Below are 25,507 nucleotides of genomic sequence, written 5' to 3'. Positions count from 1 at the left end.
GAGGAGATTTCGATGAAAACCACAGTCTTGTTGCTAGGGGCAACGGTGGCGGCGCTGGGCGCGCTGACCGCCTGCGGTAGCGACTCCCAGCCGGCCGCCGGCGGGAGTGCGGCGGTCTCGGTGAAGGATGTCAGCGGTGTCGGTCGGACGCTGGTCGACGCCTCCGGGAAAACGCTGTACTTCGCCGACCAGGAGGCCGGCGGCGCGATCAAGTGCACCGGCGGCTGCCTGAGCTTCTGGATGCCCGCGACCGGATCCGCCGCCGACGCGAAGTCGGTGACCGGCCTGGCCACCATGAAACGCTCCGATACCGGCGCGGAACAACTCACCTTCCAGGGCAAGCCGCTCTACACCTTCAAACTCGACGCCGCCGCCGGTGACGCCAAGGGCAACAACTTCGCCGACGCCTTCTCCGGCGTCGACTTCACCTGGCACGCGGCGACCACCACAGCCGCAGCCCCCACCCAGGCTCCGTCCAGTTCCGGCAACGGCGGCGGTTACGGTTACTGAGGTTCGACCAGGATCCGCACGTCCCACGGTCCCAACTCGAGCTTGCCGTTCGCCGGCTGATCGGCGAGTACGTCGTGCACCGCCGCGGGCACCGTGATGCCGACGCTGTCCCACGACCAGTTGTGGACGAACCGGAGCCGCCGGCCGTCCTTGGCGGTCGCGGACGTGACGGTCACGCTGCTCGGCAGGTCGGTCCACGACGCGGGCTTGAGCCATCGGAACAGCGCTGTGGCGAGCTCTGGGTTCGGCACGGTGCCCACGTAGGTGATCCGGCCGGAGCCGCGGGTCACAGTCGTGATCGCCGGCCACTGCCCGAAGTGCGGGTGCTCGTAGCCCGCCAGCACCTCGGCGCCGTCGGTCTGGAGCCCGTCGACCCAGCGTGTGCCCGCGGCGGAGGTCCCGAGTTGCAAGCCGACGCCGCGCACGGGCACGTCCGCGCTGACGTTGCTGTACTCGTCGTACCAGACACCGGCCGCGGCTGCGAGTCTGGCGGGCTGGACGTCGGTGCGGACTCGTGCGTCGAGGTCGGCGTACCCCGTGCGCGGTCCGACGACCAGATGCCCACCGGCCTCGGCGTACGCGACCAACCGGTCGAGGAGGTCGTCATCAGCCAGATAGAGCGCCGGTACGACGACGATCGGATCCGCACCGGTGAACTGGCTCGTGTGTTCGATGCGAACCTGTAGCCCGGCGTCGAAAGCCCCACGGTAGAAGGGATCGAAGAAGCCGTGGAACGAGCGTTCGTCCGGGCTGCCGTCCTGGTGCGCCAGTGCTGGGTACTTCTGCATGAGCCACTTGCTGGGCAGTGAGTACAGCATGGTCACGTCGCTGTCCGGAGTCAGGTCGGCCACGAGTGCACCGGCGGCCTCGAACTCTGCACCGAGCTGCGCGACCTCCCGGTACGCGCGGCCCGGCTGGCCGCTGTGGGGGAGGACTCCACCCCAATAGGTCTCCGCACCGAAGTGCAGTGTGTGCCAGTGCCAGTACTCGATCAGCTTGGCGCCACGTGACACCAGCGCCCATGCCGCTTGCCGCCACTGGCCGTCGTACGCCGGGCGGTTGTTCCAGGGGTAGCCGATGGACTGTGCGTTGGTCTCGGTGACGAGAAAGGGGCGCTGCTGGGACGAGTACATCCGGTCCGCGCTGAGGTAGAGCGCCCACGTGCTGGTGGTGGTCCAGCCCTGCGCGGCTACCTCGGTCTGGGGGTGCAGCAGCCCGTCCTGCATGGCGTAGTACGCGTTGCCGGCGGTGACGTCCAGACGTCGTACCAGCTCGTCGTCGGCGACGGCAGGGCGCTCGTAGGCGATGCAGGTGGTCACGAACTGGTCCGGTCGCGAGTACTCGCGGACGATGTCGGCCTGCCAGCCGATGAACTCCGTCGTCTGATCCGCCTGGAACTGCCGCCACGCGACGTCGTACTGCGGCTGCACGTTGCCGTCCGGTGTCCACAGGTCCGCCCAGTCCGAGAGACGGTGCGACCAGTAGACGAGGCCCCACGCGTCATTCAGCTTCTGCACATCGCCGTACCGCTGACGCAGGCTGTCCACGAACCGCTGGAACACCCCGTGATTGTGGAGAAGCTCGTTCCCCGGCTCGTTGTCGACCTGGAACCCGATTACGGCCGGGTGATCGGCGTACCGCTCCACGATCTTGCGGATCACCCGCTCGGCGTGGAACCGGAAGCCGGGGTGGGTGAAGTCCACCTCCTGCCGCGCGCCCCATCCGATCCGCTGACCTGTCTTCCGCTCGCCGGTGATCTCCGGGTACAGCCGGGCCAGCCACGGCGGGACGGCGTACGTCGGGGTGCCGAGCAGTACCGCGATACCGCGGGAGTGCGCGCCGTCGAGAACGGGCTGCAGCCAATCCAGGTCGAACCGCCCGTTCTCCGGCTCCCACGTCGACCACACCGACTCGCCGACCCGGATCACCGAGAAGTGTGCGGCGGCCATCAGGTCGAGATCCCGTTCGAGGCGGTCGTACGGCTGGTACTCGTGGTAGTACGCAGCTCCGAAGAGCACCCGCTCTTGCACGCGTTTCTCCTAATTCAGAAGGGGAATTCAGGCCTTCACGCCGCCGGCGGACAGGCCGGACTGCCAGTACCGCTGCAGCAGCAGGAACGCCGCGATCAGCGGTATCACCGACAGGAACGACCCGGTGATCACCAGGGACAGCACCGCGCCGGTCGTCCCGCCGCCGGCGCTGGCCTGCGACGACCACTGCGCGAGCCCCAACGTGACCGGGTAGAGATCGGGGTTGTTGAGCATGATCAGCGGCAGGAAGTAGTTGTTCCAGGTCGCGACCAGCGTGAACAGCACCACCGTGACGATGCCCGGGGCAAGCATCCGGACCGCGACCTGGAAGAAGATCCGGAACTCACCCGCGCCGTCGATCCGGGCGGCCTCGATGATCCCGTCCGGAACCGCGTCCTGGGCATAGATACGCATCAGGTACAGGCCGAACGGACTGACCAGTGACGGCAGGATGATCGCCCACGGCGTGTTCACCAGCCCGGCCTTGCTGAACAGCAGGTACGTCGGGATCGCGAGGGCCGTCGTCGGCACCATGATCGCGCCGAGCACGAGCCCGGACATCGCGGCGTTCCCCCGGAACCGGTACTTGGCGAAGCCGTACCCGGCGAGCGCGCAGAGGAACGCCGCCCCGCCCGCGCTGACCACCGAGTAGAAGACGGTGTTGGCCATCCAGCGGGAGAACACCCAATCGCCGTTGGTCACGGTCGCGCGGATGTTGGACCACAGCGAGAAGTCGCCGGCGAACCACAGGCCGAAGCTCGAGAACAGATCGCCCACCGTCTTCGTCGAGGCGACGAACAGCCAGAACAACGGGAGCAGGAAGTAGATCAGCACCGCCACCATGCAGATGGACAGCACGTTGCTGCGTCGCGCTCTCATGACCGGCTCCTTCGGGTCGTGACCAGCAGCACGGCGTACGACGCGACGACGATGACGGCGCCGAGCAGGAACGAGACCGCCGCGGCGTAGTTCACTTCCTGACCGGTGAAGGCCAGGGTGTACGCGTAGAGGTTCGGTGTGTAGCCGCTGTCGATCACGCTCGGCGCCAGTCGCTGCATCAGCTGTGGCTCGCTGAACAGCTGGAAACTGCCGATGACCGAGAAGATCAGGCAGACCAGCAGGGCCGGTCGGAGCGCCGGGATCTTGATGCTCCACGCGGTTCGTACGGCGCCGGCGCCGTCCACCGCGGCGGCCTCGTACAGGTCGTGCGGGACGGCCCGGAGTGCGGCGTACAGGATGATCATGTTGTAGCCGGTGAACTCCCAGGTGACGATGTTCGCGATGGAACCGAGCATCCAGTCGCTGCTGAGGAACTTCGGTGGCGACAGGCTCAGCCTGTCGGCCAGTTGGGCGAAAGGACCGAAGTCCTGGCCGTAGAGGTAGCCCCACATCAGGGTGGCGACCACGGCCGGGACGGCGTACGGCAGGAAGATACCGAGCCGGAAGCCCTTCGCCACCCGGAGCAGCCCGCTGTCGATGGCCAGCGCCGCGAACAACGCGATCGCGAGCATGATCGGCACCTGGATCAGGAAGAACAGCCCGACCCGGCCGACGCCGTGCAGCAGCCGCGGATCGGTCAGCGCCCGGGTGTAGTTGCCGAGCCCGGCGAACACCGTGCCGCCGATCAGCCGCTCCTGGAACAGGCTCAGGTACGCCGCGTACGCGAGCGGCAACACCAGCAGGCCCAGGAACACCAGCATGAACGGCGCGACGAAGAGGTAGCCGGTGCGGGCGTGGCTCACGCCACGCCCCCGCCGGCGAACCTCACTGCGACTCGGTGCCCGCGCCCCGAGCCGATCCGTCGTGTTGACGCTCATTGCCCGACCTTGAAGCCCTGGTTCTTCGCGTACGTCGTGGTTCGGTCCTGCCACTGGTCGAGTGCGGCGCTGGTGTCACTCTTGTTCGCGAACGACTTACCGACGGTCTCGCCCCAGTCGCTGTAGGCCTGGTCCAGGAACGGCGGCCATTGGAACTTCGTGTCCACGCTGTCGCTGATCCCGGCGAACAGCTTGTTCACCGTCTGGCCGCCGTAGAAAGGCAGCGGGCGGTCGACGAACGAGGTGTCGGCCAGCAGCGACTTCGTCACCGGGAAGAGGAACTGCTGGGTCGCGAACATCTTCGTCGACTCGGGGTCGGTGTTGATGAATTCGGCCAGCTTCGCCGCCGCGATCGGGTTCTTCGTCCCCTGCACGACCGCGGTCGTGGAGCCGCCCCAGTTGCCGGAGACGTTCTTGCCCGCGTCCCATTGGGGGAGCGGTGCCGCGCGCCATTTGCCGCTGGTCGCCTTCGCACTGCCTTCGAGGAAGACCGGGCCCCACGCGGCGGTGATCCAGGTGGCGTACTTGCCGCGGTTCAGCGCCTGGTACCACTGGTCGTTGAAGTCGGCGTCGGTCGAGATCGAGCCGTCCTTGATCAGGCCGCTCCAGTAGTCGGCGACCTTCTTGGACTCCGTACCGTTCAGATCGACCTTGACCGAGTCGGAACTGGTGTTCTCGAACGGCTTCACGCCGGCCTGCCAGAGCAGGCCGAACCACACCCCGGCCTGGCTCTGCGCGAGGTTCGTCAGGTAGACCTTGGGATCCGCGGCGTGCAACTTGCGGGCCGCCGCGGCGAACTCGTCCCACGTCGTGGGTACGGCGATGCCGTACTTGTCGAAGATGTCCTTGCGGTACAGCATCCCCATCGGTCCGCTGTCCTGCGGGATCGCCCAGACCTCGCCGTTGGAGCCGACCACCTGCTGCCAGGTCCACCCGACGAACTTGTCCTTCAGCGCCTCGCCGCCGTACGGGCGCAGGTCCATCAGGCTCTTGGTGAGCGAGAACGTCGGGATGTACTGGAACTCGATCTGAACGGCGTCCGGGAAGCCGGCCTTGGCTTTCAGGGCCGTGCGCAGCTTGGTGTACTGCGGTCCGCCCTGGCCGGCGTTGACCACCTTCACCTTGATCGCGGGGTACTTCTTCTGGAACAGGTCGACTTCCTTCTGGATGTTCGGCACCCAGGTCCAGAAGGTGAGCTCGGTCGGCGTGGACATCGCCTTGTCGATGTCGGCCTGGCTGACGGTCGTGGCCGCCGCGGGCTGGCCGCCGGAGCTGCCACCGCCACCGCCGCAGGCGGCCAGGGCGAGACTGCCGCTCAGGACGAGCGTCGCGGCGAACGCGACTCGGCGCCGCAGGGATGTGCGTTGGGAACGGGACACGTGGAACAACTCCTTGGGATCTGAGCAGGCTTCGCCCTCCGGGGGCGGCCTCGGCCGGCCGGTGCGGACCGCCCGTCAGGGCGGACGTGTGCGTTCAGCGCTGCCGCTCGGGTGGAGCGGCGGTGGAGTGGCGGATGACCAGCCGGAGCGGTGGTCGCTCCGGCGCGGGAGACCGATCGCCGGTGGGCGATTCGATCTCCTTGACGAGGTTCGCGATCCCGCGGGCGACATGGAGGTCGAAATCCTGCGGGACGGTGGTCAGTGGGGGTGTCAGGAACGCCGCCGTCGGGATGTCGTCGAATCCGACGATGCTGACGTCGCCGGGGACCGACCGGCCGGCCTCGGTGAGCGCGCGCAGCACACCGATAGCCATATCGTCGTTGGCGACGAAGATCGCGGTGACGTCGTCGTCGGCGGCCAGCTGCTGACCGGCTGCGTAGCCGGATGCGGGGAGCCAATCGCCTTCCAGTACAGGTGGTTCCGGGGCGCCGGCGTCGGCCAGGGCCTGTCGCCAGCCCGCCTGCCGTTCCCGGGCGGCCCACCAGCGTTGCGGGCCGGCGACGTGCCAGACGGTCCGATGCCCGAGACCGAGCAGATGTTCGGTCGCGGTCCGGCCGGCGTCGACGTTGTCGCCGCCGGTGTCCAGGCTCGGCTTCGCGGTGAGGCCCGGGAGCCGGCCGAAACTCAGCACCGGGATGTCGACGTCGATCGGCCGCGCGTCGTCGCCCTCGTCGATCGGTTCGGACAGGATGATGCCGTCCACCCCTTGCACGAGGAGGTGCTCGATCGCGTCGGCGACGGTGTCGCCTTCAAGGGTGTTGACGATGCTGACCGAGTAGCCGGTGGTGCGGAGGGCGCGTTCGATCGCCACCAACTGCGTCGCCGGACCGAACAGCGCCGTACCGAGGCAGACGACTCCGATCCGTTGGGTGCGGCCGGAGTTCAGCGCTCGCGCGGCGTCGTTGCGGCGGTACCCGAGCTCCCGCATCGCGGCCTGGACCCGGAGCCGGACCTCCTCCTTGACGTACGGCTCGCCGTTGACGACCCGGGACACGGTCTTCTGCGACACCCCTGCCAGCCGGGCGACGTCCGTACTCCCGGGACGACGGCGCGCCCGACCGTCCTCGGAGCCCGGTTTCGCCACGGTCATTGGGCCTCACCTCGGGACGCTTCTGCCCTGCTTCTGACTGTTCTGACTACGCAGTCAGAGTCTGTCTACGTAGTCAGAACGTCAATGGCTCATCCCATGTGACCTGAGTCACACAAGGTCACCGGGAGTACAGGGCTGTGATCCGGCCGCGAGCAATGGTTCTGGCGTCGATCGCCTTCAGGGCTTCGTCGAGGCCGGCGCCGTCCAGAAGGTCAGTCGCGCCGGACAACGCAGAGACGGTGAAGCGGTAGTGATGCGTGCCGCTCGGCGGACAGGGGCCGTAGTACCCAGTCTTGCCGCCCGAGTTCTTCGCCTGCTTCACGCCCGGCAACACGCCGCCTTCGGCCAGCGAGGCGGCGGCCGGTTCGATGTCGAGCACGATCCAGTGGGTGAACGTGCCGTGGGGTGCGTCAGGGTCGTCGACGACCAGAGCCAAGGCTGCGGCGTTCGCCGGATGTCCTTCCAGGCAAGCGGTGGCGGCACACTCTCACCGTCGCAGGTGTACTTGCGCGGGATCGTCTCGCCGTCGCGGAATGCGGGACTGGTCACCGTAATGCTCGAGGGTGCGGTCACGGCAGGCTCCTTTCCGGACCCGGCACCGCTGCAGGCGGCCGTGCTCATCAGCACGGCCACCCACAGCAGCAGTCGCATGCCTTCAACGTACTACCGGATCAGCGATTGGGAACGAAGACAACTGCGTCGCCCACTGCGCGTTCGGCGCCGCCGCTGCTGCTCGGGTGGTTGACGACGGTGCCGTCGCCGAGCGCCATCGCGGTGGAGCCGCCGCCGTCCAGGTTGATGGCGTCGTACAGCCCGAGGGCCTGCGCGACCGCGGCGCTCGACGCCGGTGAAGCGGTTGCGGACGCTACCGGTCCAGCGCAGGTGGCCGGTCACCACTCTGTTGCTCTTGGCATCGATCACGAGGTTGGCCTCGGTCGGGTCGGCGACCGGCTCGCTGAGCAGCTTCCCGTCGAACAGGCCGAGCCCGACCGGGTCGCCCGGGTGGAATCCTTCTAGACCTCGCTCTGACTTGTCAGCATCTTCCAAGTGACGGTTCAGTGCCGCTCGACGAGCCGGATGACGGGCAACTCGCGGTCGGTCTTCACCTGGTACTCCGCGAATCGCGGAGCTGCCGTGGTGATCAGCTCCCACGCCTCGTCGCGCTCTGCTCCGTGTAACTGCTCCGCGCGGACGTCGATCGTCTGTCCGTCGACGTCGATCCGGACCTGGTCGGGGTGCGCGGCCAGGTTGTAGTACCAGGCGGGATTCCCGGGGGCGCCGGCGGCCGACGCGACGATCAGCCGGCTGCCGTCGGCTGCGCGGAACCAGCCGACCGGCGTCAACCGCTCCGCGCCGGACTTGCGCCCGATCGTCCGCAGTACCAAGGCGTCGAAGCCCATGAACTTGCCGCCGCCGCTGCGCCGGATCCGGCGCGCCATCAGGGTGTTCATCCAGCGCAGCACGCGACCTTTCGGCTGCCGGGCGCCACGGGAACCGGCTCGGGTGTCGAAGCTCATCGGCTCGTCACCGCTTCGCTGAAGGACATCGGGTCTCCTCTGCTCGATAGTTAACGGCATGGATAGTATGTGGAGTTAACTATACAGGCCGTGTACCGTGAACAGAGTGAGCGAGACGGAGACGCCCCCCGAACGGGCCCGCTCCCGTGGCCGGCGCTTCGCGGGGTTCGCGCAGGTCCACAGTGCCGACATGGACCCGGCGGAGCTGGATGCCGCTGCCGGATTGGTGCAGGTCACCGGACTGGTGCAGGGTCTCTACGCGGGCATCTCCGAGCGGCACGACCTGACGCCGGTGCAGGCGAAGCTGCTGTGCGTCCTGCTCGACGGGCCCAAGGGCATGGCCCAGCTCGCGCAGTGCTTCGGGGTCGAGAAGGCCGCGCTCACCGGTCTGATGGATCGCGCCGAGAAGCGCGGCCTGGCCGCGCGTTCGCCGGTCCCTGGCGATCGGCGCGCCGTCCAGGTGACGTTGACCGACCCCGGCCGCCGCGCCGCGATCGCCTTCCACGCCGAGGTCGGCGAGGGGCTGGACGAGCTGATCGGACATCTCAGCGACACCGATCGGGAACACTTCCGGGCAATCATGGCCGGCATCGTCACGAGGTGCCGCACGTCACCATCCGGCTCCTGAACATCCGGGCGCCGCGGACAGCGCTTGCCCCTACGATCGAAGGCGTGTCCACCCCGCTGAGTACCTGAATGTCCGCCGTCGTCGGTGCCTTCGGCGCACTGGTCGCTGTGGCCGTGCTCGGGTACGTCGTCGGCGTTTTCGGGGTGCTGCGGAAGCAGGACGAGCTCGTACTGTCCCGGCTGGCGTTCTTCGTCGCGACTCCGGCCCTGCTGTTCACGACCGTCGCGCGGGCTGACCTCCGGACGATCTTCTCGGTCGTACTCGTCACCAACCTCGCGAGTCTGTTCGTGGTGCAGGCGCTGTTCCTGTTCATCGCCCTGGTCATCTGGCGGCGCACGCGGTCCCAGGCGACGATCGGTGTGCTCGCGTCGTCGTACGTGAACGCGGGCAATCTCGGCGTACCGGTCGCGGCGTACGTGCTGGGGAACGGCGCGTTGGTCGCGCCGATCGTGTTGTTCCAGGTGCTGATCATGGCGCCGGTCGCGTTCGCCGTACTGGACGGTGACCGGCAGGGGAGCGGCCGGCGCGTGTCGCTGCGGACAGTTGTCCTGCGGCCGTTGCGCAACCCGTTGACGGTGGCATCGCTGCTCGGGCTGCTGGTGTCGTTGCTCGGCGTACGGTTGCCGGACATGGCGATGCGACCGATCGACCTGGTCGCGGCAGCAGCAGTTCCGGTCGCACTGGTGGCGTACGGGCTGAGCCTGAGCGCGGGCACCAAGGACTCGATCACGGTACGCCGAGACGTCGTACTAGCCGTTGCACTGAAGACCCTCGTACAACCGCTGGCGGCGTACGCAATCGCCCGCTGGGCCCTGGACCTACACGGCACGGCCCTACTGGTCCCAACCCTCCTAGCTGCCCTACCGACAGCCCAAAACGTCTACGTCTACGCCGTCCACTATCGAGCCAGCCGAACCCTGGCCCGCAGCGCAGTCCTCCTCAGCACCCTCCTCTCAATCCCCGTAATGATCCTCATAGCCGGACTCCTCGCCTGACCATGCCGTAAGAGACAACCAGATTTGGTCTCGGTAGCGGGCGACGTCGAAGGCTCCCGGCGGGTGAGAGAGGCGTGCGTGACGGGCATGAGCACGTGACCGATGGCGTGCAGGATGTCGTGACGGTCATGCCCCGCGTCGAGCTTGTCGAAGATCTCGCGATACATCGCGTCCAGCTCGCGTTCCGCCGAGCGGCGTCCCCGGGACTGGTTGCTGCGACTGTCCTTGTTCGGCTTCTTCCGGCCGCGGCTTCTGGGCACACTCCACAGTCCCAAAGCTGACCGCCCACGCCCAAATCTGCCGGTCCGGTCCGTCTGTGGATGAACTGACGAGTTGGCGTACGGCCGTTACCGCATGGCTTTGAAGGCTTCTTCGGCTATGGGTTCTACCTGGTCTACTGCTACGCCTTCGTTGGCGGACTGGGCGATGACGGTGAGGGTGTTGGAGCCGCGGTAGCACTGGGTGGGGAGGTTGCCGGCGGCCTGGATGCAGGTGGACCGGCCGATCTTCTTGACCTTGTCCGCGCTCGCGCCGGAGTCCGCGACGACCTTGTCGATGTCGACCCGGCCGCGGAGTGCGATCAGGACGTAGAACCGGTCGCCCTCGAGACTGCCGTACGCCTCGACCATCACCTTCTTGCCGTCGTTGATCCGGCTCAACGCGTCACGGGTCTGATCGAGCTGGGCCTGACTGCGGATCTCGGGGTCGGTGATCCGGTCCAGGCCCGCGACCTTGGCGGGCGGGTTGATCGCGCGCTCCGCGTTCAGTCGGCTGAGCGGCCCGAGACCCCACAGATACCCGAGCACAGCGAGCACGATCAGTACGACGACCGCACTACCAACAGTCACCCAAGGCCCACGAACCTTGAACCGCCGCGGCCCCTTCTTCTTCGGCTGCTCACCCGCACCCTTCGCCGCAACAGCCATTCCCCCGGCACCCTTCGGAGTACCCTCGGCGGTTGCTGCCTTCGTGGTGTCGGCCGGCTTCGGGTCGACGGCGGGCACGGGGGCCAGTTCGGTGGTGTCCGCGCCGGAGTCGGCCGCGTCGGCGGCCTGGTCCTTGGGACCCGCCGGGTTGGTGGGGTCGCTCATCGATTGGCTCCTCGGACGTCAGGGTCACGGGGTGCAGCGGTCGGCTCGTCCAGATGGTTCCACATCATGACAAACCGTAGTCGAACCTCCGAACACACAAGCGCCCGCCTCCCCAGCAGGAGACGGGCGCTCAGGGGGTGTCATCAGAGCGTCGCGACGACCTTGATCGTGTCGGAGTCGTCCGCGTGCCAGACGATCTTGCCGGTGATCCGCCCGGCGGCACGCAGATCCGGCTCGGCGAGCTCGGCGAGCGCCAGCCGTGCGGCCGGTCCGGTGACCTCGACCTTGGAGACCTCGGTCTTCATCGAGACCTTCTCCTCGGACTTCGCACCGCGGATGCCCGCAAGCACCTCGGAGACCGCGTCCAGCACCTCGGGCTCCTGTTCCGCGACCGCGAGGTCGCCGTCCGCGGTCGGCCACTGCGACAGGTGGATCGAACCCGCCTGCCACCACGACCAGACCTCTTCGGTCGCGAACGGCAGGTACGGCGCCAGCAGCCGGAGCTGCACCGACAACGCAACCGCGAGCGCGGCCTTCGCCGAGGCAGCGGCGGCGTCACCCTGACCGCCGTACGCGCGCTCCTTGACCAGTTCGACGTAGTCGTCGCAGAACGTCCAGAAGAACCGCTCACTGATCTCCAGCGCCGCGGTGTAGTCGTACCGATCGAAGGCCGCCGTGGCGTCCGCGACGACCGACCGCAGCCGCTGCAGCATCGCGAGGTCGACCGGCTCGGTGACCGCGGACGGGTCGACCGTGGTCGCCCCGAACCCGAGGACGAACTTCGACGCGTTCAGGACCTTGATCGCGAGCCGGCGCCCGACCTTCATCTGCGACTCGTCGAACGGCGAGTCCAGCCCCGGCCGCGCCATCGCCGCCCGCCAGCGCACGGCGTCCGAGCCGAACTTCTCCAGGATCTCCGACGGGACGACCGCGTTGCCCTTGGACTTCGACATCTTCTTGCGGTCCGGGTCGACGACGAACCCGGAGATCAACGACCGCGCCCACGGCAGCGAGCCGTTCTCGAAGTGCGCGCGGACGATGCGCGAGAACAGCCAGGTGCGGATGATCTCGTGGGCGTGCGTGTTCAGGTCCATCGGGAAGGTACGCCGGAACAGGTCGTCGTCCCGCTCCCACCCGCAGACGATGTGCGGCGTCAGCGACGACGTCGCCCAGGTGTCCATCACATCGGGGTCGGCCTCGAACCCGCCCGGCTTGCCGCGCTGCGACTCGTCGTACCCGCGCGGGGCCTGCGAGGTCGGGTCGATCGGCAACTCGGCCTCGGACGGCATCAGCGGGTGGTCGTAGTCCGGTTCGCCGTCGTGGTTCAGCGGATACCAGACCGGGAACGGGACGCCGAAGTACCGCTGGCGGGAGATCAGCCAGTCGCCGTTCAGGCCCTCGACCCAGTTCAGGTAGCGGTGCCGCATGTGATCCGGGACCCAGGCGAGCTCGTTGCCGCGCTCGATGAACTCCTGCTTGAGCCCGGCGTCGCGGCCGCCGTTGGTGATGTACCACTGCCGGGTGGAGACGATCTCGAGCGGCTTGTCGCCGTTCTCGTAGAAGTTCGCCATCCGCTCGGTCTTCTTCGGCTCCCCATCCAGGTCGCCGCTCTCGCGCAGCTTGCCGACCATCAGCTCACGTGCGCTGAAGACGGTCTTTCCGGCGAGTTCGCCGTACAGCTCCTCGGAACCCTCCAGCCACGCCGGGGTGTCGCGCAGCAGCCGGCCGTCGCGGCCGATGACCGTGCGGACCGGGAGCTGCAGCTCGCGCCACCACTGGATGTCGGTCTGGTCGCCGAAGGTGCAGCACATCGCGATGCCGGCGCCCTTGTCCATCTCAGCGGCCGGGTGCGCGAGAACAGGGACCTCAACACCGAACAGCGGCGACTTCACCGTCGTACCGAACAGGTGCTTGTAGCGGTCGTCGTCCGGGTGTGCGATCAGCGCGACACAGGCCGGGATCAGCTCGGGCCGGGTGGTCTCGATGTAGATCGGGCCGTCGGCGCCGTGGAAGGAGATCCGGTGGTAGGCGCCCGGATACGGCCGGGCCTCCATCTCGGCCTGCGCGACCGCGGTCTGGAACGTGACGTCCCAGACGGTCGGCGCCTCGGCCAGGTAGGCCTCGCCGCGGGCGAAGTTGCGCAGGAACGCGCGCTGCGACGTACGCCGGGAGTCCTCGGAGATCGTGGTGTAGAGGTAGGACCAGTCGACGCTCAGGCCGACCTGCCGCCACATCGCCTCGAACGCCTGCTCGTCGATATGCGTGAGCTCACCGCACAGGTCGACGAAGTTCTGCCGCGAGATCGGGATCTGCTTCTTCGGGTCCGGCTTGGCCGGCGGGGTGAAATCCGGGTGGTACGGCAGGGAGGGGTCGCACTTGACGCCGTAGTAGTTCTGGACGCGGCGCTCGGTGGGCAGGCCGTTGTCGTCCCAGCCGATCGGGTAGAAGACCTTCTTGCCGCGCATCCGCTGGTACCGCGCGACGAGGTCGGTGTGGGTGTAGCTGAAGATGTGCCCGACGTGCAGCGACCCGGAGACCGTCGGCGGCGGCGTGTCGATGGAGTAGACATCGGCACGCTCGGCGGTGCGGTCGAAGGCGTAGGTCTGCTGCTCCTTCCATACGGCAGCCCACTTCTCCTCGAGGCCGTCGAGGCTGGGCTTGTCTGGAACACGGGACGTCTGGCTCATGCGCACAATGTTAGTGGTTGTCAAGGGGTGCTCCGACCGCTTTATCCACAGCCCCTCATAGACTGGGCTTTCTGATGAGCGACCTTTCCTTCGCCGAGGTATCGGCACGGCTCCAGCAGCGTTGGCCGGAGCACAAGATCGAGCCCACCCTGGAGCGCGTGCAGCGGCTCGTCGAGCTGCTCGGCGACCCCCAGAAGGCCTACCCGGTGGTGCACCTGACGGGCACCAACGGCAAGACGTCCACAGCCCGGATGATCGACACCCTGCTGCGCGAGGCGGGGCTCCGCACCGGCCGGTTCACCAGCCCACACCTGGAGTCCGTGCGGGAACGGATCACGCTGGACGGCGAACCGATCAGCGAGCAGCGCTTCGTCGAGGCGTACGAGGAGATCGCGCCGTACCTCGACGTCGTCGACTCCGAGCAGGAACACCCGCTGACGTTCTTCGAGGTGATGACCGGCATGGCGTACGCCGTGTTCGCGGACGCTCCGGTCGATGTCGCGGTGATCGAGGTCGGCCTCGGCGGGAGCTGGGACTCCACCAACGTCGCCGACGGCACCGTATCGGTGATTACCCCGATCGCGGTCGACCACGCACACCTGCTGGGCGCGGATCCGGTCACCATCGCGGGCGAGAAAGCCGGAATCATCAAGCCCGGCGGTACGACGGTGATGGCGCAGCAGAGCCTGGAAGTCTTCGAGGTCCTGCTCCGCAAGGCCGCCGAGGTCGGCGCACAGGTCGCTCGCGAGGGGATCGAGTTCGGCGTCGTCAGCCGCACGCTCGCGGTCGGTGGCCAACTGGTCTCGGTCAAGGGCCTCGGCGCGGAGTACGACGAACTGTTCGTCCCACTGCACGGTGAGTACCAGGCGCACAATGCCGCCGTCGCGGTCGCGGCCGTCGAGGCGCTGCTCGGCGCCAGCCCGGAGACCGAGGGCCGGGTCACCACAGAGCTCCTGCAGGCCGGCTTCGAGCAGGTCACCAGCCCCGGCCGGATGGAGGTCGTCCGGCAGAGCCCGACGATCGTCGTCGACGCCGCGCACAACCCGCACGGCGCCGAGGCGACCGCGGCGGCCGTGTCGGAGGCGTTCCAGTTCCAGCCGCTGATCGGCGTACTCGGCTGCATGAAGGACAAGGACGTGTACGGCGTCCTCGAGGCGTACGAGCCGATCATGGAAACGATCGTCTGCACCCGGAACAGCTTCGTCGAGCGGTCGATGCCGGCCGAGGAGCTCGGGGAACTCGCCGCCGAGGTGTTCGGCGAGGAGCGCGTCCTGGTCCGCCCGCAGCTGATCGACGCGATCGACGACGCGATCCGGCTCGCCGAGGAGGACGCGGTCGCGCTCGGGAGTGGCGGCGTACTGATCACCGGCTCGGTCATCACCGCCGGAGAGGCGCGGGCGCTGCTGGTGCGCAAGGGCAAGGGCGAGCAGTGAGGTCGCTCGCGTCGATCGTGCTGGGGTTCGAGTCGATCGTGCTCGCCCTGGTCACACCGGTGATGATCTCGGTCGCGGACATCCGTCCCGCGATCGCGGTCCCGGTCTGCCTCGGCCTCGCCGTACTCGCGATCGTCGCGGCCGGTCTGCTTCGGTTCCAGGCCGGGTACGTCCTCGGTTCGGTGGTCCAGGTCGGCGCGGTCGGACTCGGCTTCGTCGTCTCGGTGATGTTCGTCCTCGGCGCCTTCTTCGCGGCCTTCTGGATCGCCGCGATCGTCCTCGGCCGCCGCATCGAGGAAGCCAAGAAGGCACACCAGGCTGAGAAAGTATAGGGGTAGTGAAGTCCGGAGCGAGCGTCGGGAAGAAGAGATCGAAGAAAGACAATGAGATTAAGGAAAGACAATAGAGAAGAGATTTAGGGGGTGGCTGACCGCAGCGCGTAACTGGCGGTTCGTCTGGTAGTCGTGTGCCCGCCTGAGGGCCGGCCGAGCTGCCGCTTCCAGAACTTCTGGCTGGTTGAAGACAAAGAGAACTTGGATTGTGCTTGGCTCCGGCGCTCAGTGGAAGATTACCCGCCGCATCAGTGCCGGCCCGTGGCCCGGCGTATTTGTCCGCCTGCCGGCTTATGACATCAGAGTGAGGATCGCGTGATGATAAGCAGTCTGTATCGCCGGGAGAGCTGACAGGTCGGCCTGCTCATCAGTGCCGTGCAGGCCGGTGAAGGGGACGCCGAAGCCAGCGGTGGTGGCGATGCCGCTGGTCGCGAACAGGTTGCCGATGTTGGACGGACCTGCCACTCGTGACTGCACCGTGAGCCCAGCGGCGGCCGCTCCGCCGAGTAAGGCGGCTGCGGGCTGAGTGGTTGGGGCCAGTTGGTACGGCGGCCACGAGAGCACCCTCTCGATCTCGGTAGGACGGTTGGCGGGAAAGGTGGCGTCCAGGTCCGCGGCCGCCTGCCTGACCAATTTCTCGGCAGCTTCGGCGTCCAGGACATCCGTTAGGCGTACATCTACAGATACGGAAGCCTGATCCGGAACGGCGGTGAATCCCTCGCCGCTCCGGACTTCGGTGACAGTTAATCTCGGCGGGAGTGGAAAACCACCTGACCGAGGCACGGGGAGCGGAGTCTCCTCCAGCATTGTGACCAGGCGAGCAGCGCGGCTCGCCGCATTTGGTGGGCTGGGTTTCGATGAGCCGGAGTGCGCGGCGGTTCCGTCGACCCGTATCCGCGCGCGGTAGACCCCGCGACCGCCGACGATCACCTCGTCGATGCCCGGGTAACCGATCATCGCTCCGCCAATCGAGACCGGATCGACAGTCTGCATCAATGCGACTGCACCGCCGAACCTCCCGGTGTGCTCATCGACGTCGAGCAGCACGATTAGGCTGCCCGCAAGACCTGCCGCCTTCCCGTGGACGGCGGCGGCGACGTGACAGAACACGGCAGCGGCGGTCTTGGAGTCCGCTGCGCCCCGACCTAGCAGGAAGCCTGATGGGGAGACATCACCCGATGTCGGCGAGAAGGACCATGCAGCTTCGTCTCCGAACGGTGCGGTATCAAGGCAGGCGTCCAGGATCCAAGTGGGCCCAGGCCGATCGCCGCGAATCTCGACGAGCAGGGCGACCGTCGTGCCGTCGGGCGCGGACAGACGGCGGTGTGGAAGGTGCCTTGCCGCCAACCATTCTTCAGCTACCGACAACACCGGCTCGTAATCGTCGATGCCGCCTCTGGAGGGAACACGGACAAGATCTGACGCGAGCGCCGTAACGGAGGCAATGTCAGCCTCGGCCCGGCATCGAACTTCCGCGAGCATATGTCTCTCCATCCGGCCTTGGTTGGCTGCGCGCTGCCCACTGATCTTGTCAGAACGTGATGACCGGCCAGTGCGAGGGCGCAGGAATGAGCGATGCGCATCTGAGACGTTCTGCGTCACTCCACGGATCGCGGGGACCTGTTCCAACACTGAACGTAATCGGGGGTCGGCTTCGCAGCACGTGTCCGCGAGGGTTGAGGGACAAGCCAGCCAGTCGGAGGTGTTCGGTGACAGAGACTGTGAACGATCTGCAGGCGGTCCTACGTGATGTTCTCGGGAGGGAGGATCTGACCCATGGTTTGCGTAGAGCAGCGCGAGCTCTCCGTACCGAGCTCGACCTGCACGGACGGCATCGCCGCGGTCAGGAGGAACTCGCCGACCGAGGGCTACCTGATGACCTTCGGCGCATCCAGATCGGTGGCGGAGATCGATTGCTGCCGGGCTTCGTCAATGTAGACGTCATGCCACCGGCCGACGTGATCGTCGACGTTCGAGAGGGTATCCCGTTCCCGACAGGCTGCGCAGGGCTCGTGTTCATGGAGCACGTACTCGAACACCTCGACTATCCGCTGTCTGCCAAGCACCTCGTGCGCGAGTGTTTTCGGGTACTCGACGTCGGCGGGGAGTTGGTGATCGGAGTTCCAGACGCCGGTCTCGTGATCAAGGGTTACCTGGAGGGTGACTCGGAGTTGCGCACTCGCATGCTGCACGACTGGTATGGCAACCGGTCCGGCAAGGAGCACTTCGGCACGTATCTGGATCTGGTCAACTATGTGTTCAGGGACCAGGACGACAGCGACCGGTACACGCCTCACCTCTGGGCGTACGACTACGAGAAGGTGGCGGAAATGTGCGTAGGCGCCGGATTCCGTAAGGTCTCCCTGTGGCCTCATGATCCGCAACTGGCGAATCCGGAGCGGAAGTGGGGCAGTGTCTATGCCGTTGCAGTCAAATGAGGAAGGGTACGGTCTTGGCCGATCTGGAACGAACACTGGTGGTCCTGAAGCCGGATGCGCTGGCGCGTGGGCTCGTCGGACGGATCCTGCAGCGATTCGAGGACGCGGGACTGAAGGTCGTGGCCATGAAGATGGCGCAGATGGACGACGACCTGACCCGCAAGCACTACTTCGACCTCGAGGAGAGGTTCGGCGCTGCGGTCTACCAGGCCAATGCGAAGGCGATGCAGCGTGGGCCAGTCCTTGCGCTGATCCTCGAAGGAGTCGAGGTGGTCGCCAACGTCCGCCGCCTGGTCGGCGGAACTTATCCGAACGAGGCGCCGCCCGGAACCATTCGAGGCGACTTCGCGCATCAGTCGAAGGAGTACTGCGTCGAGCGGGACAAGGGGGTGTCGAACCTCGTGCATGCATCCGGCAACGTCGCAGAGGCCAAGCAGGAGATCGACCTCTGGTTCGAGGCCGGAGAGCGCTTCGACTACCACTTGCCAGCGGAGACGTACACCTTCTGAGAAGAGAGGACGGATCGATGATGCCGCCGTTGCTGAAGGAGTACCAGCACGCCGTGACGTCCGGCGACGCGCTTGCAATAGCCCAGGCAGCATTCGCGGCGGCACTGCGCGCGGAGTCCACCAGGCAAGCACAGCTCTTCGCAGCGGTAAGTCTCGCCGCCGCAGAGCGGGCACCTTCGGCGACGCTCGATGACGTGACTTCGCCTCGAGCCTCCATTGGCGGCATCTCGATTCCGGACTACTTCCACGATGGCGTTGTACGCCGTCGGCTCGCGCATTTGCTGCCGACGAACCAGGCAGATGGTCCTCGTGCCTCTTGAGGTCGAATTCAGGGCGATTCTGTCCGAGGCGAGGTTCGTGGCCGTCGAACGGCGGCTCAAGGCAGAGGCGGACGATCTCGGTCCAGATGACAAGCAGATCTGGTTCTACGTACTGCCGGACAAGTTACTGAAGGTTGTCCACGATGAGAGCCGAGCACGCGGCCGGATCGTTGTGAAGGCAAGCAAGATCGGCAACGGCTCGGTCTTTCCCGAGACTGAGATCCAGATCCCGGTCGAGGACGTGTCGGCGGCGCTCCAGATCTTCGACCTCCTGGGCTTCTCAGGCACGATGCATCACGCGTCGAACAAGCGGCACAACTTTCGCCTCCGAGGAGTAGAGATCGCGTTGAAGTGGAGCGCGGACTGGGCTCACCACGCGGAGTTCGAGGTCTTGCTTCCGGATGGATCATCAGCCAGCGACGTTGCCGAGGCGGAGTCGTTGATTCGCTCGGTTGCAGCGGATCTCGACGTGGCGCTGATGAGCGACGCCGAGCTCACTGCATTTGTCTCCAGGTTCGAGGCTCGTCGGCGAACCGGCCCGGCCGGCGAGCCGATCTAGTAGCCACCTTCAAAGGCGGGAGGCGTCAGATGTTCGACGACCTTGCTCGCCGATCCGAACATGCCCCACTGGTCGAACTGGCTCGACTCGGCCGATTGCCACGACATCAGTACATGGATGCCGCCACGCTGGGATGGATCGGAGAGCATCAACCGGAGTTCGGCGATGCCGGTGTACCAGTGCCAGATGTCTCGGTAGAACTGCGCCGGATCCCGGAACGGTGGTTTGCACAGCGAAAGCTGGTCGAGTCGATCCATGGACTTCGCCATCACGCCCGTGTCGCGGTCTACGCCGCACATCTGGCCGATTGGTTGGGGATGGATGCTATTGAGCGTCGAGAGTCGGTCTTGGCTGGGGCAATTCATGATTGCCGACGGCATCATGATCAACACGACCCTGACCATGGAGCGCGGACAGCAGTTTGGTTCGAGCAGGAGCGTCGCGAAGTCGTTGGTTTGTTGTCGCCTGAAGCGGCCGTCCGCACCGAACCGGTCGCAGCTGCTGTCGAGTTGCACGACGTGCCCTATGCGGAGTTCTCTCGTGAGCAGCTCGATCGTTACGAACGATGGCCGGCGGTGATCGATGTGATCAAGGCTGCTGATGCGTTGGATCGCTATCGCTTGCCGAAGCTGAAGTGGTGGCCGGACCCCAGCCGGATGAGGCTGCAACCGCCCAGCTGGATGCATCAGTTCGCCTGGCGGTTGGTCGTCGAGACGGAGGCGGGGGCTCTCTCGGACTCTGCCGCAAGCGCGGGACCGGTGTCGCGATCGCAGGTTGGAGAGGGCGATGGAGCTCTCTGACTCATTCGACCTCTGGGCCGACTCGCATGTCTTCTACGACGGGCTAACCGGCGGGACGCGTATCGACGGCGCCATCGGCGCTCGTCTCGAGGCGTGGAATCGGCGTATGGTTCACCAGACCCCCAACGGCGCGTTGCTTGAGAAGAACTCGATGTTCGACCTCGTAAGGACGACCGGCAAGGTCAGTCTGCTGCATGTCACTCACGCCTTCGATGAGATCGCCGCGCGCGGAGTCCTCTATCCAAGCGGCGGGTGTCTGGTCGGGAGCGTCTATGGCACCCCGCTCACGCCTGAATCGGGCTCGTATCGGCTGCACAACCTGGGCCGGTACATTCTTGAGCGAGAGGCTGTGATGGCGGCTGGTGCAGGCAGGGCTCTGGCCGAGCCGATACCGTTGATCGTCGAGGTGGAGGTCCCGAGGACCGCAATCCGTATGCCGGTCGGTATCGATTACCTCAGGCTCGGAGAGATCCACCTGAGCATCTATCGGCATCTGGAGTACCTCCTCGGCCGCGACGAGAGGTACGCCCTGCGTGATTCGGTCGTCGAGCGAACCCGACGAGCAATGCCGTTCCTGACGAGCTGTTTGATCAGGACGATGGGGGACACGCCGGCGAAGACAGCCGGATTTCACGAGAAGCTGGTCGAAGCGATCCCAGCCGTGCCGATCCTTGGGTACATCTACTTCGAGGCGATCAGTGAGTACCTCATGCTGCACTCGCGATCCGAAGTATCTCAGCGACTGATGGCGCGCGGTGAGTTCGACAACTGGACGTACAAACGACTGCTGTTCGCTGCCTTTCCAGGAATGGCTGGAAGGTTCGATCTCTCGCAGTTCACCCTGTCGTCGTCGCGACTGCAGCAATACCTCGCCGATATAGCACCCGGCATCGACCTCGTGGATCTGCTTCGGTACGTTGCCGATCGGGTCTCATTGCTGGTCTGTGCACGTCTACTCGGTCCGACGACGCAGTCCGTTGACTGGCGCAAGCTGCGATGGGAGTTCAACGAGTTGTTGCCGTACGCCGCGCCGCTGCTGGGACACCTGATTCACCGCGAACTGCGTACGTTCGGGCGCTACCCCGACTTCTACTTCTATTTCGACCAGTACAAGGCTTTGCAGGCCTGGAACTACTGGAACCACATGGACGTCGTCTTCCCGTTCAACGCCGCAATGCCGAAGGGCGAGATCGGACTCAATCCGGCCTATCCGTCCATTCGGACCAAGGTCTATCGCGGTGAAGTGGTCGAGCCTGGTTGGATCCGGCCGTTAGAGGAGGTCGAGGTTGCGATCGCGCCGAGGCTTGTCGATCTGCGGTACACGTTGATGCGGTCACGTGGAGGCGGGACTGTGTCGGTGGCGAGCTGACTGCGGCGCGCTGAACGGCGGATCCGGTATCGTCGCGAAGCTGCTCCGGTTCGACGGGAGATCTGATCGAGAATGTCATGGACTTCGCGGAGTCTGCGCGCGGATGCAGGGAGGCTGCGGGCGGCAGGATGGACATACACCGAGATCGCCGCGCGATGGCAGGCGGAGCATTCTCTCAATCCACGGGTCGCGATGCGCCTTGCGCACGGGCTGACCCAGGCCGACGTCGCAGCACGATGGAACGAATTGTGGCCGGATCCGGTCCCCCGAACAGCCAAGCAGATCTCCTACTGGGAGATCTGGCCGGCGCCAGGGGGCAGAACACCGTCCCTGGAGACCCTCAACCGCCTGGCGATGATTTACCAATGCCGCGCTGGAGACCTGCTCGGAGGTGAGGATCACTCAGACCTGGATCCAGTGACCGATGGTCGTCCTCCTCGATCGAGTGGCGATGCCAGTCGAGCGATCGAAACCTTGACCGTAGCGATCGCAGTTGTGCTCAACGGGGCGGACGTCTTGCTCGTGCGCAGGAGGGATGAGCACACCGGGCGCTGGCAGTTCCCTGCGGGAGTCGTCAAACCGGGCGGCGATCCGCAGGGTGTCGCAGTACGCGAGACGCTGTCCGAAACAGGGGCCCACATCGCTGTCCGCCGGCATCTCGGCCAGCGCTTGCATCCGCTGACCAAGGTCATGTGCCAGTACTTCGCTTGCGACTTCCTCGGCGGTGAGATCGGTAACCACGATGTGGAGGAGAACATGGCAGTCGCCTGGGTACCCCGTGATCGACTGGACCGCTATATCCCGGTTCAAGAGGTCTTCGGGCCTGCTATTGGCGCGATCGAAGGGACTGACTGATGAGCCATACCCAGCAAGGCATCGCCGCTGCCGTGGTGATCAACGATGGAAAGGTTCTGCTCGTTCGTCGGCGGGTCGTGGAGGGAGCCCTTCGGTGGCAGTTCCCCGCCGGGGAGATCGAGACGAGTGAGTCCGCGGAGACTGCGGCGGTGCGTGAGACTCAGGAGGAGGTCGGTCTTCTGGTGAGGCCCGTCAAGACGCTCGGTGAGCGGGATCATCCGATGACCGGCAGACGAATGCACTACGTCGAGTGTGTGGTGGTCGACGGAACTGCGCGCTTGGTGGATGCCGATGAGTTGGATGCACTTGCCTGGTGTGGCCAATCTGCTCTGTCTGAATACATTCCGGAGGGCGTCTTCGAAGCCGTTCAGAATCGTCTCGCTGCCGTGCTCCACGACTGACCTACAGAGCCGGTATCTGTCAAGCCAGCCCGTCAGGGGCGATGCGGACTGCAGGTGAGTGGACCGATACGATCTGTTCTGGGCTGGCCGGTCGTGTCGGTCCACGGGCTGTGCGCGGGCGGCGCTTAGCCTGAAGGCGGGTCGATCGGGAGGTGCCGCGGTGGCGAACAGCATGCTGGGCCGCGACATGGCGGTCGATCTTGGGACGGCGAACACACTGGTGTACGTGCGTGGCCGCGGTGTCGTGCTGAACGAGCCGTCCGTGGTGGCGACCCGGACGGACGAGCCGCGCGAGGCGGTCGCGTTCGGGCACGAGGCGAAGAAGATGATCGGCCGTACGCCGGGCAACATCACCGCGATCCGGCCGCTCAAGGACGGCGTGATCGCCGACTTCGACGCCGCCGAGCAGATGCTGCGGTACTTCATCCAGCGCGTGCACCGCCGCCGGTACTTCGCGAAGCCGCGGATCGTGGTCTGCGTCCCGTCCGGGATCACCGCGGTCGAGCAGCGCGCGGTCCGCGACGCCGGGTACATGGCGGGCGCCCGCAAGGTGTACATCATCGAGGAGCCGATGGCCGCCGCGCTCGGCTCGAACCTCGAGGTCCGCGACGCGACCGGCAACATGGTCGTCGACATCGGCGGCGGTACGACGGAGGTCGCGGTCATCTCGTTCGGCGGCATCGTCACCAGCCAGTCGATCCGGGTGGCCGGCGACGCCATCGACAAGGCGATCGTGAACTACTGCAAGAAGGAGTTCTCGCTGCTGCTCGGCGAGGCCACCTCGGAGCAGATCAAGATGACGATCGGGTCCGCGTTCCCGACCACGGACGGGCCGGACAGCGAGATCCGCGGCCGGGACATGGTCTCCGGTCTGCCGCGGACCGTGAAGGTGTCGTCGGCGGACATGCGGCAGGCGATCGAGGAGCCGATCACCGCGATCGTCGACGCGGTCAAGGCCACCCTGGACAAGACCCCGCCGGAGCTGGCCGGCGACATCGTGGACCGGGGCATCGTGCTGACCGGCGGCGGCGCGCTGCTGAAGGGCATGGACGAGCGGCTGCGGCACGAGACCGGCATCCCGATCCACGTCGCCGAGAACCCGCTGGACGCGGTCGTCCTGGGCGCCGGCAAGTGCGTCGACAACATCGAGACCCTCAATCGCATCCTGGTCACCGACAACCGGCGTTGAGGTAGCAGGCGATGCTCAAAGACCTCGGTTCCCCGGCGACCAGGAGCGCGTTCCGTTCGGCGGGGGAGACCCCGCTGCGTTCGGCCGGTACGCCGCGTGACGTGCGCCGTCGCCGTACCGTGCTGGTGCTGGTGATCCTGGCCTGTTTCACGCTGATCGTGCTCGACGCGCGCCGGTCGGCCGGATCGCCGGTCGAGCCGTTGCGGGCGGCCGCGGCCGGTGTTTTCGGCCCGCTGGAGTCCACCGCGACGTCGGCCCGGCAGCCTGTGGACAACCTCCGCGACAGATTCGCGGAAATGGATAGGTTGAAAGCAGAGAACGAAAAACTGAAGAAGGACAACGAGGACCTGACCCGGGAGCTGACCACCTCCGACTACGCCCGCAACCGGGCGCAGGAGCTGGACAAGCTGCTCAAGGTCGCGCCGGCGTACACGATGACGCCGGCCCGGGTGATCGGGATCGGTGGCGCGCAGATGTTCAGCCACACGGTCACGATCGATGCCGGGACGGCGGACGGCGTGCACACCGACATGACCGTACTGAACGGGACCGGTCTGGTCGGCCGGGTGGTGCGCACCACCCAGGGGACCGCGACCGTGCTGCTGATCGGCGACCGCAACTCGACCGTGGGCGGCCGACTGAACGCATCGATGGCGCTCGGTTTCGTCTCCGGACGCGGCGAGGTCGGCGGCACGCTCGACTACAAGCTGGTCGACCCGAAGGCGCGGCCGAAGGTCGGCGACCGGATCGTCACCTGGGGCTCGAGCGGCAACGCGCCGTACGTGCCGGGGGTCCCGATCGGCGTCGTCACCTCCGTGACGCCGAACGAGGGGTCGCTCGGGTCCACCGCGACCGTCAAGCCGTACGTCGATCCGACCCGGATCGACACCGTCGGCGTAGTGACCGGGCCACCTGCCCGGCCGCCGCGCCCACAAATCACAGGGAAGGGGAACTGATGTGATCGCACTACGGATCGGGTTGGCTGCCCTGTTCCTGATGATCGCCGTCACCGTGCAGACGTCCGTGCTGACGAATATCGCGGTCGCCGGGGTGACGTGTGACCTGACGCTGATCGTGGTGATCGCGCTGGCGCTGTCCCGCGGGTCGGAGTGGGGCGCGATCGCGGGTTTCGCGGGTGGTCTGATGCTGGACGTCGTGCCGCCCGCCGACCACACGGCCGGGCGGTGGGCGTTGTCGCTGGCGATCGCCGGGTACATTGCCGGGCTGATCCGCCGCGAGACCTCCGGTAGTCCCGTCGGGCCACTCGGCGTCGCGCTGACGGTTGTGCTCGGGACCGCCGTCTCGTTCTTCCTCTACAGCGCGACCGGATCGCTGCTGCACGACCCGTCGGTCGACTGGGGCGAGTTCGGCGTCCGCCTCGGCATCGCCGCCGGGTACGACGTGGTCGGCGCGATCGTGGTGATCCCGCTGGTCATGTGGATCATGGGCCGCGTCCAACCAGCCCGCGAACGCCGCCGAGTCGCCCCATGAGCGCCTC

General features: G+C 66.5%; 28 protein-coding genes. 16 read left to right on the top strand and 12 right to left on the bottom strand.

The window, feature by feature from the left end; all coding sequences use genetic code 11:
• Positions 1–12 precede the first annotated feature (12 nt).
• Positions 13–510 (top strand): hypothetical protein, encoded by a 498-nt coding sequence (locus tag ACWF0M_RS04610; RefSeq protein WP_452234222.1) that lies wholly within the window; start codon positions 13–15, stop codon positions 508–510.
• Here ACWF0M_RS04610 and ACWF0M_RS04605 read toward each other — a convergent pair.
• From ACWF0M_RS04605 to ACWF0M_RS04570, 8 genes are all read right to left on the bottom strand, one after another.
• Complete coding sequence (locus ACWF0M_RS04605) at positions 504–2,540, bottom strand: beta-galactosidase (RefSeq protein ID WP_452234221.1); 2,037 nt, start codon at positions 2,538–2,540, stop codon at positions 504–506. The genes ACWF0M_RS04610 and ACWF0M_RS04605 overlap by 7 nt on opposite strands.
• 27 nt (positions 2,541–2,567) lie before the next feature.
• Positions 2,568–3,419, bottom strand: coding sequence for a carbohydrate ABC transporter permease (locus ACWF0M_RS04600; RefSeq protein ID WP_452234220.1), 852 nt, complete (start codon positions 3,417–3,419; stop codon positions 2,568–2,570).
• A complete protein-coding gene (locus ACWF0M_RS04595) occupies positions 3,416–4,357 on the bottom strand; it encodes a carbohydrate ABC transporter permease (RefSeq protein WP_452234219.1) in 942 nt (313 codons plus the stop codon). The genes ACWF0M_RS04600 and ACWF0M_RS04595 overlap by 4 nt, the downstream gene beginning before the upstream one ends.
• A complete protein-coding gene (locus ACWF0M_RS04590) occupies positions 4,354–5,736 on the bottom strand; it encodes an extracellular solute-binding protein (protein ID WP_452234218.1) in 1,383 nt (460 codons plus the stop codon). Before ACWF0M_RS04590 ends, ACWF0M_RS04595 begins: the two co-directional genes overlap by 4 nt.
• Positions 5,737–5,830: 94 nt before the next feature.
• Entirely contained in the window at positions 5,831–6,886 is a 1,056-nt protein-coding gene (locus tag ACWF0M_RS04585) for a LacI family DNA-binding transcriptional regulator (protein WP_452234217.1), read from the bottom strand.
• A 118-nt stretch (positions 6,887–7,004) separates the two neighbouring features.
• The gene (locus ACWF0M_RS04580; RefSeq protein ID WP_452234481.1) at positions 7,005–7,352 is read right to left on the bottom strand and encodes a YbhB/YbcL family Raf kinase inhibitor-like protein; all 348 of its coding nucleotides are present in this window, start codon (positions 7,350–7,352) and stop codon (positions 7,005–7,007) included.
• Between the two features lie 205 nt (positions 7,353–7,557).
• Complete coding sequence (locus ACWF0M_RS04575; RefSeq protein ID WP_452234480.1) at positions 7,558–7,686, bottom strand: phosphodiester glycosidase family protein; 129 nt, start codon at positions 7,684–7,686, stop codon at positions 7,558–7,560.
• A 255-nt stretch (positions 7,687–7,941) separates the two neighbouring features.
• Positions 7,942–8,403 (bottom strand): nitroreductase/quinone reductase family protein, encoded by a 462-nt coding sequence (locus tag ACWF0M_RS04570; protein WP_452234216.1) that lies wholly within the window; start codon positions 8,401–8,403, stop codon positions 7,942–7,944.
• A gap of 106 nt (positions 8,404–8,509) precedes the next feature.
• Here ACWF0M_RS04570 and ACWF0M_RS04565 point away from each other — a divergent pair, with 106 nt between their 5' ends.
• Both ACWF0M_RS04565 and ACWF0M_RS04560 read left to right on the top strand, forming a co-directional pair.
• Complete coding sequence (locus tag ACWF0M_RS04565) at positions 8,510–9,031, top strand: MarR family winged helix-turn-helix transcriptional regulator (RefSeq protein ID WP_452234215.1); 522 nt, start codon at positions 8,510–8,512, stop codon at positions 9,029–9,031.
• A 68-nt stretch (positions 9,032–9,099) separates the two neighbouring features.
• Positions 9,100–10,026 (top strand): AEC family transporter, encoded by a 927-nt coding sequence (locus ACWF0M_RS04560; RefSeq protein ID WP_452234214.1) that lies wholly within the window; start codon positions 9,100–9,102, stop codon positions 10,024–10,026.
• Positions 10,027–10,373: 347 nt separating this feature from the next.
• Here the strand turns inward: ACWF0M_RS04560 and ACWF0M_RS04555 are convergent, their stop codons facing one another.
• A complete protein-coding gene (locus tag ACWF0M_RS04555; RefSeq protein ID WP_452234213.1) occupies positions 10,374–11,117 on the bottom strand; it encodes a hypothetical protein in 744 nt (247 codons plus the stop codon).
• 143 nt (positions 11,118–11,260) lie between these two features.
• Positions 11,261–13,804, bottom strand: coding sequence for a valine--tRNA ligase (gene valS, locus ACWF0M_RS04550; RefSeq protein WP_452234212.1), 2,544 nt, complete (start codon positions 13,802–13,804; stop codon positions 11,261–11,263).
• 74 nt (positions 13,805–13,878) lie between these two features.
• Between valS and ACWF0M_RS04545 the strand changes: the two genes are divergently transcribed.
• Both ACWF0M_RS04545 and ACWF0M_RS04540 read left to right on the top strand, forming a co-directional pair.
• Positions 13,879–15,237, top strand: a complete 1,359-nt coding sequence (locus tag ACWF0M_RS04545) for a bifunctional folylpolyglutamate synthase/dihydrofolate synthase (RefSeq protein ID WP_452234211.1) — start codon at positions 13,879–13,881, stop codon at positions 15,235–15,237.
• Positions 15,234–15,569, top strand: coding sequence for a DUF4233 domain-containing protein (locus ACWF0M_RS04540; protein ID WP_452234210.1), 336 nt, complete (start codon positions 15,234–15,236; stop codon positions 15,567–15,569). Before ACWF0M_RS04545 ends, ACWF0M_RS04540 begins: the two co-directional genes overlap by 4 nt.
• Before the next feature lie 291 nt (positions 15,570–15,860).
• On the opposite strand, the gene ACWF0M_RS04535 is transcribed toward ACWF0M_RS04540, so the two are convergent.
• Positions 15,861–17,051, bottom strand: a complete 1,191-nt coding sequence (locus ACWF0M_RS04535) for a M20 family metallopeptidase (RefSeq protein ID WP_452234209.1) — start codon at positions 17,049–17,051, stop codon at positions 15,861–15,863.
• A 239-nt stretch (positions 17,052–17,290) separates the two neighbouring features.
• Here ACWF0M_RS04535 and ACWF0M_RS04530 point away from each other — a divergent pair, with 239 nt between their 5' ends.
• The 4 genes from ACWF0M_RS04530 to ACWF0M_RS04515 are packed head-to-tail and all read left to right on the top strand — an operon-like array spanning position 17,291 to position 19,395.
• Positions 17,291–18,007: a class I SAM-dependent methyltransferase gene (locus ACWF0M_RS04530; protein WP_452234208.1), complete on the top strand. Its 717-nt coding sequence runs from the start codon at positions 17,291–17,293 to the stop codon at positions 18,005–18,007.
• A gap of 14 nt (positions 18,008–18,021) precedes the next feature.
• Entirely contained in the window at positions 18,022–18,516 is a 495-nt protein-coding gene (locus ACWF0M_RS04525; protein WP_452234207.1) for a nucleoside-diphosphate kinase, read from the top strand.
• A 17-nt stretch (positions 18,517–18,533) separates the two neighbouring features.
• Complete coding sequence (locus tag ACWF0M_RS04520) at positions 18,534–18,836, top strand: hypothetical protein (RefSeq protein ID WP_452234206.1); 303 nt, start codon at positions 18,534–18,536, stop codon at positions 18,834–18,836.
• Positions 18,826–19,395: a hypothetical protein gene (locus ACWF0M_RS04515; protein ID WP_452234205.1), complete on the top strand. Its 570-nt coding sequence runs from the start codon at positions 18,826–18,828 to the stop codon at positions 19,393–19,395. Before ACWF0M_RS04520 ends, ACWF0M_RS04515 begins: the two co-directional genes overlap by 11 nt.
• Here the strand turns inward: ACWF0M_RS04515 and ACWF0M_RS04510 are convergent.
• On the bottom strand, positions 19,392–19,910 hold the full coding sequence (locus ACWF0M_RS04510) for a hypothetical protein (RefSeq protein ID WP_452234204.1): 519 nt from the start codon (positions 19,908–19,910) through the stop codon (positions 19,392–19,394). The two genes, ACWF0M_RS04515 and ACWF0M_RS04510, sit on opposite strands and share 4 nt — an antisense overlap.
• A 3-nt stretch (positions 19,911–19,913) precedes the next feature.
• On the opposite strand from ACWF0M_RS04510, the gene ACWF0M_RS04505 reads away from it, so the two are divergent.
• From ACWF0M_RS04505 to mreD, 7 genes are all read left to right on the top strand, one after another.
• Positions 19,914–20,195: a hypothetical protein gene (locus ACWF0M_RS04505; protein WP_452234203.1), complete on the top strand. Its 282-nt coding sequence runs from the start codon at positions 19,914–19,916 to the stop codon at positions 20,193–20,195.
• Entirely contained in the window at positions 20,182–21,564 is a 1,383-nt protein-coding gene (locus tag ACWF0M_RS04500) for a hypothetical protein (protein WP_452234202.1), read from the top strand. Before ACWF0M_RS04505 ends, ACWF0M_RS04500 begins: the two co-directional genes overlap by 14 nt.
• 72 nt (positions 21,565–21,636) lie before the next feature.
• A complete protein-coding gene (locus ACWF0M_RS04495) occupies positions 21,637–22,419 on the top strand; it encodes an NUDIX domain-containing protein (RefSeq protein ID WP_452234201.1) in 783 nt (260 codons plus the stop codon).
• Complete coding sequence (locus ACWF0M_RS04490; protein WP_452234200.1) at positions 22,419–22,820, top strand: NUDIX hydrolase; 402 nt, start codon at positions 22,419–22,421, stop codon at positions 22,818–22,820. The genes ACWF0M_RS04495 and ACWF0M_RS04490 overlap by 1 nt, the downstream gene beginning before the upstream one ends.
• Before the next feature lie 160 nt (positions 22,821–22,980).
• Positions 22,981–24,009, top strand: a complete 1,029-nt coding sequence (mreB, locus tag ACWF0M_RS04485; protein ID WP_272948512.1) for a rod shape-determining protein — start codon at positions 22,981–22,983, stop codon at positions 24,007–24,009.
• Positions 24,010–24,020: 11 nt separating this feature from the next.
• Positions 24,021–24,965 carry a rod shape-determining protein MreC gene (gene mreC, locus ACWF0M_RS04480; RefSeq protein WP_452234199.1) on the top strand — a complete coding sequence of 315 codons (945 nt, stop codon included), beginning with the start codon at positions 24,021–24,023 and terminating at the stop codon, positions 24,963–24,965.
• Position 24,966: 1 nt separating this feature from the next.
• Positions 24,967–25,500 (top strand): rod shape-determining protein MreD, encoded by a 534-nt coding sequence (gene mreD / locus ACWF0M_RS04475; RefSeq protein ID WP_452234198.1) that lies wholly within the window; start codon positions 24,967–24,969, stop codon positions 25,498–25,500.
• The last annotated feature ends 7 nt before the right edge of the window (positions 25,501–25,507 follow it).

This window comes from Kribbella sp. NPDC055110 (genome assembly GCF_053607525.1).
This window is presented reverse-complemented; position numbering and strand designations above follow the sequence as displayed.

What these genes read in the sequence shown, in the direction of transcription:
- ACWF0M_RS04490 (WP_452234200.1), top strand. Translation starts at nt 22,419, where the DNA reads ATGAGCCATACCCAGCAAGGCATCGCCGCTGCCGTGGTGATCAACGAT.
- ACWF0M_RS04570 (WP_452234216.1), bottom strand. Translation starts at nt 8,403, where the DNA reads ATGAGCTTCGACACCCGAGCCGGTTCCCGTGGCGCCCGGCAGCCGAAA.
- ACWF0M_RS04495 (WP_452234201.1), top strand. Translation starts at nt 21,637, where the DNA reads ATGTCATGGACTTCGCGGAGTCTGCGCGCGGATGCAGGGAGGCTGCGG.
- ACWF0M_RS04535 (WP_452234209.1), bottom strand. Translation starts at nt 17,051, where the DNA reads ATGCTCGCGGAAGTTCGATGCCGGGCCGAGGCTGACATTGCCTCCGTT.
- ACWF0M_RS04560 (WP_452234214.1), top strand. Translation starts at nt 9,100, where the DNA reads ATGTCCGCCGTCGTCGGTGCCTTCGGCGCACTGGTCGCTGTGGCCGTG.
- ACWF0M_RS04520 (WP_452234206.1), top strand. Translation starts at nt 18,534, where the DNA reads ATGATGCCGCCGTTGCTGAAGGAGTACCAGCACGCCGTGACGTCCGGC.
- ACWF0M_RS04595 (WP_452234219.1), bottom strand. Translation starts at nt 4,357, where the DNA reads ATGAGCGTCAACACGACGGATCGGCTCGGGGCGCGGGCACCGAGTCGC.
- ACWF0M_RS04610 (WP_452234222.1), top strand. Translation starts at nt 13, where the DNA reads ATGAAAACCACAGTCTTGTTGCTAGGGGCAACGGTGGCGGCGCTGGGC.
- mreC (WP_452234199.1), top strand. Translation starts at nt 24,021, where the DNA reads ATGCTCAAAGACCTCGGTTCCCCGGCGACCAGGAGCGCGTTCCGTTCG.
- valS (WP_452234212.1), bottom strand. Translation starts at nt 13,804, where the DNA reads ATGAGCCAGACGTCCCGTGTTCCAGACAAGCCCAGCCTCGACGGCCTC.
- ACWF0M_RS04555 (WP_452234213.1), bottom strand. Translation starts at nt 11,117, where the DNA reads ATGAGCGACCCCACCAACCCGGCGGGTCCCAAGGACCAGGCCGCCGAC.
- ACWF0M_RS04600 (WP_452234220.1), bottom strand. Translation starts at nt 3,419, where the DNA reads ATGAGAGCGCGACGCAGCAACGTGCTGTCCATCTGCATGGTGGCGGTG.
- ACWF0M_RS04545 (WP_452234211.1), top strand. Translation starts at nt 13,879, where the DNA reads ATGAGCGACCTTTCCTTCGCCGAGGTATCGGCACGGCTCCAGCAGCGT.
- ACWF0M_RS04500 (WP_452234202.1), top strand. Translation starts at nt 20,182, where the DNA reads ATGGAGCTCTCTGACTCATTCGACCTCTGGGCCGACTCGCATGTCTTC.
- ACWF0M_RS04585 (WP_452234217.1), bottom strand. Translation starts at nt 6,886, where the DNA reads ATGACCGTGGCGAAACCGGGCTCCGAGGACGGTCGGGCGCGCCGTCGT.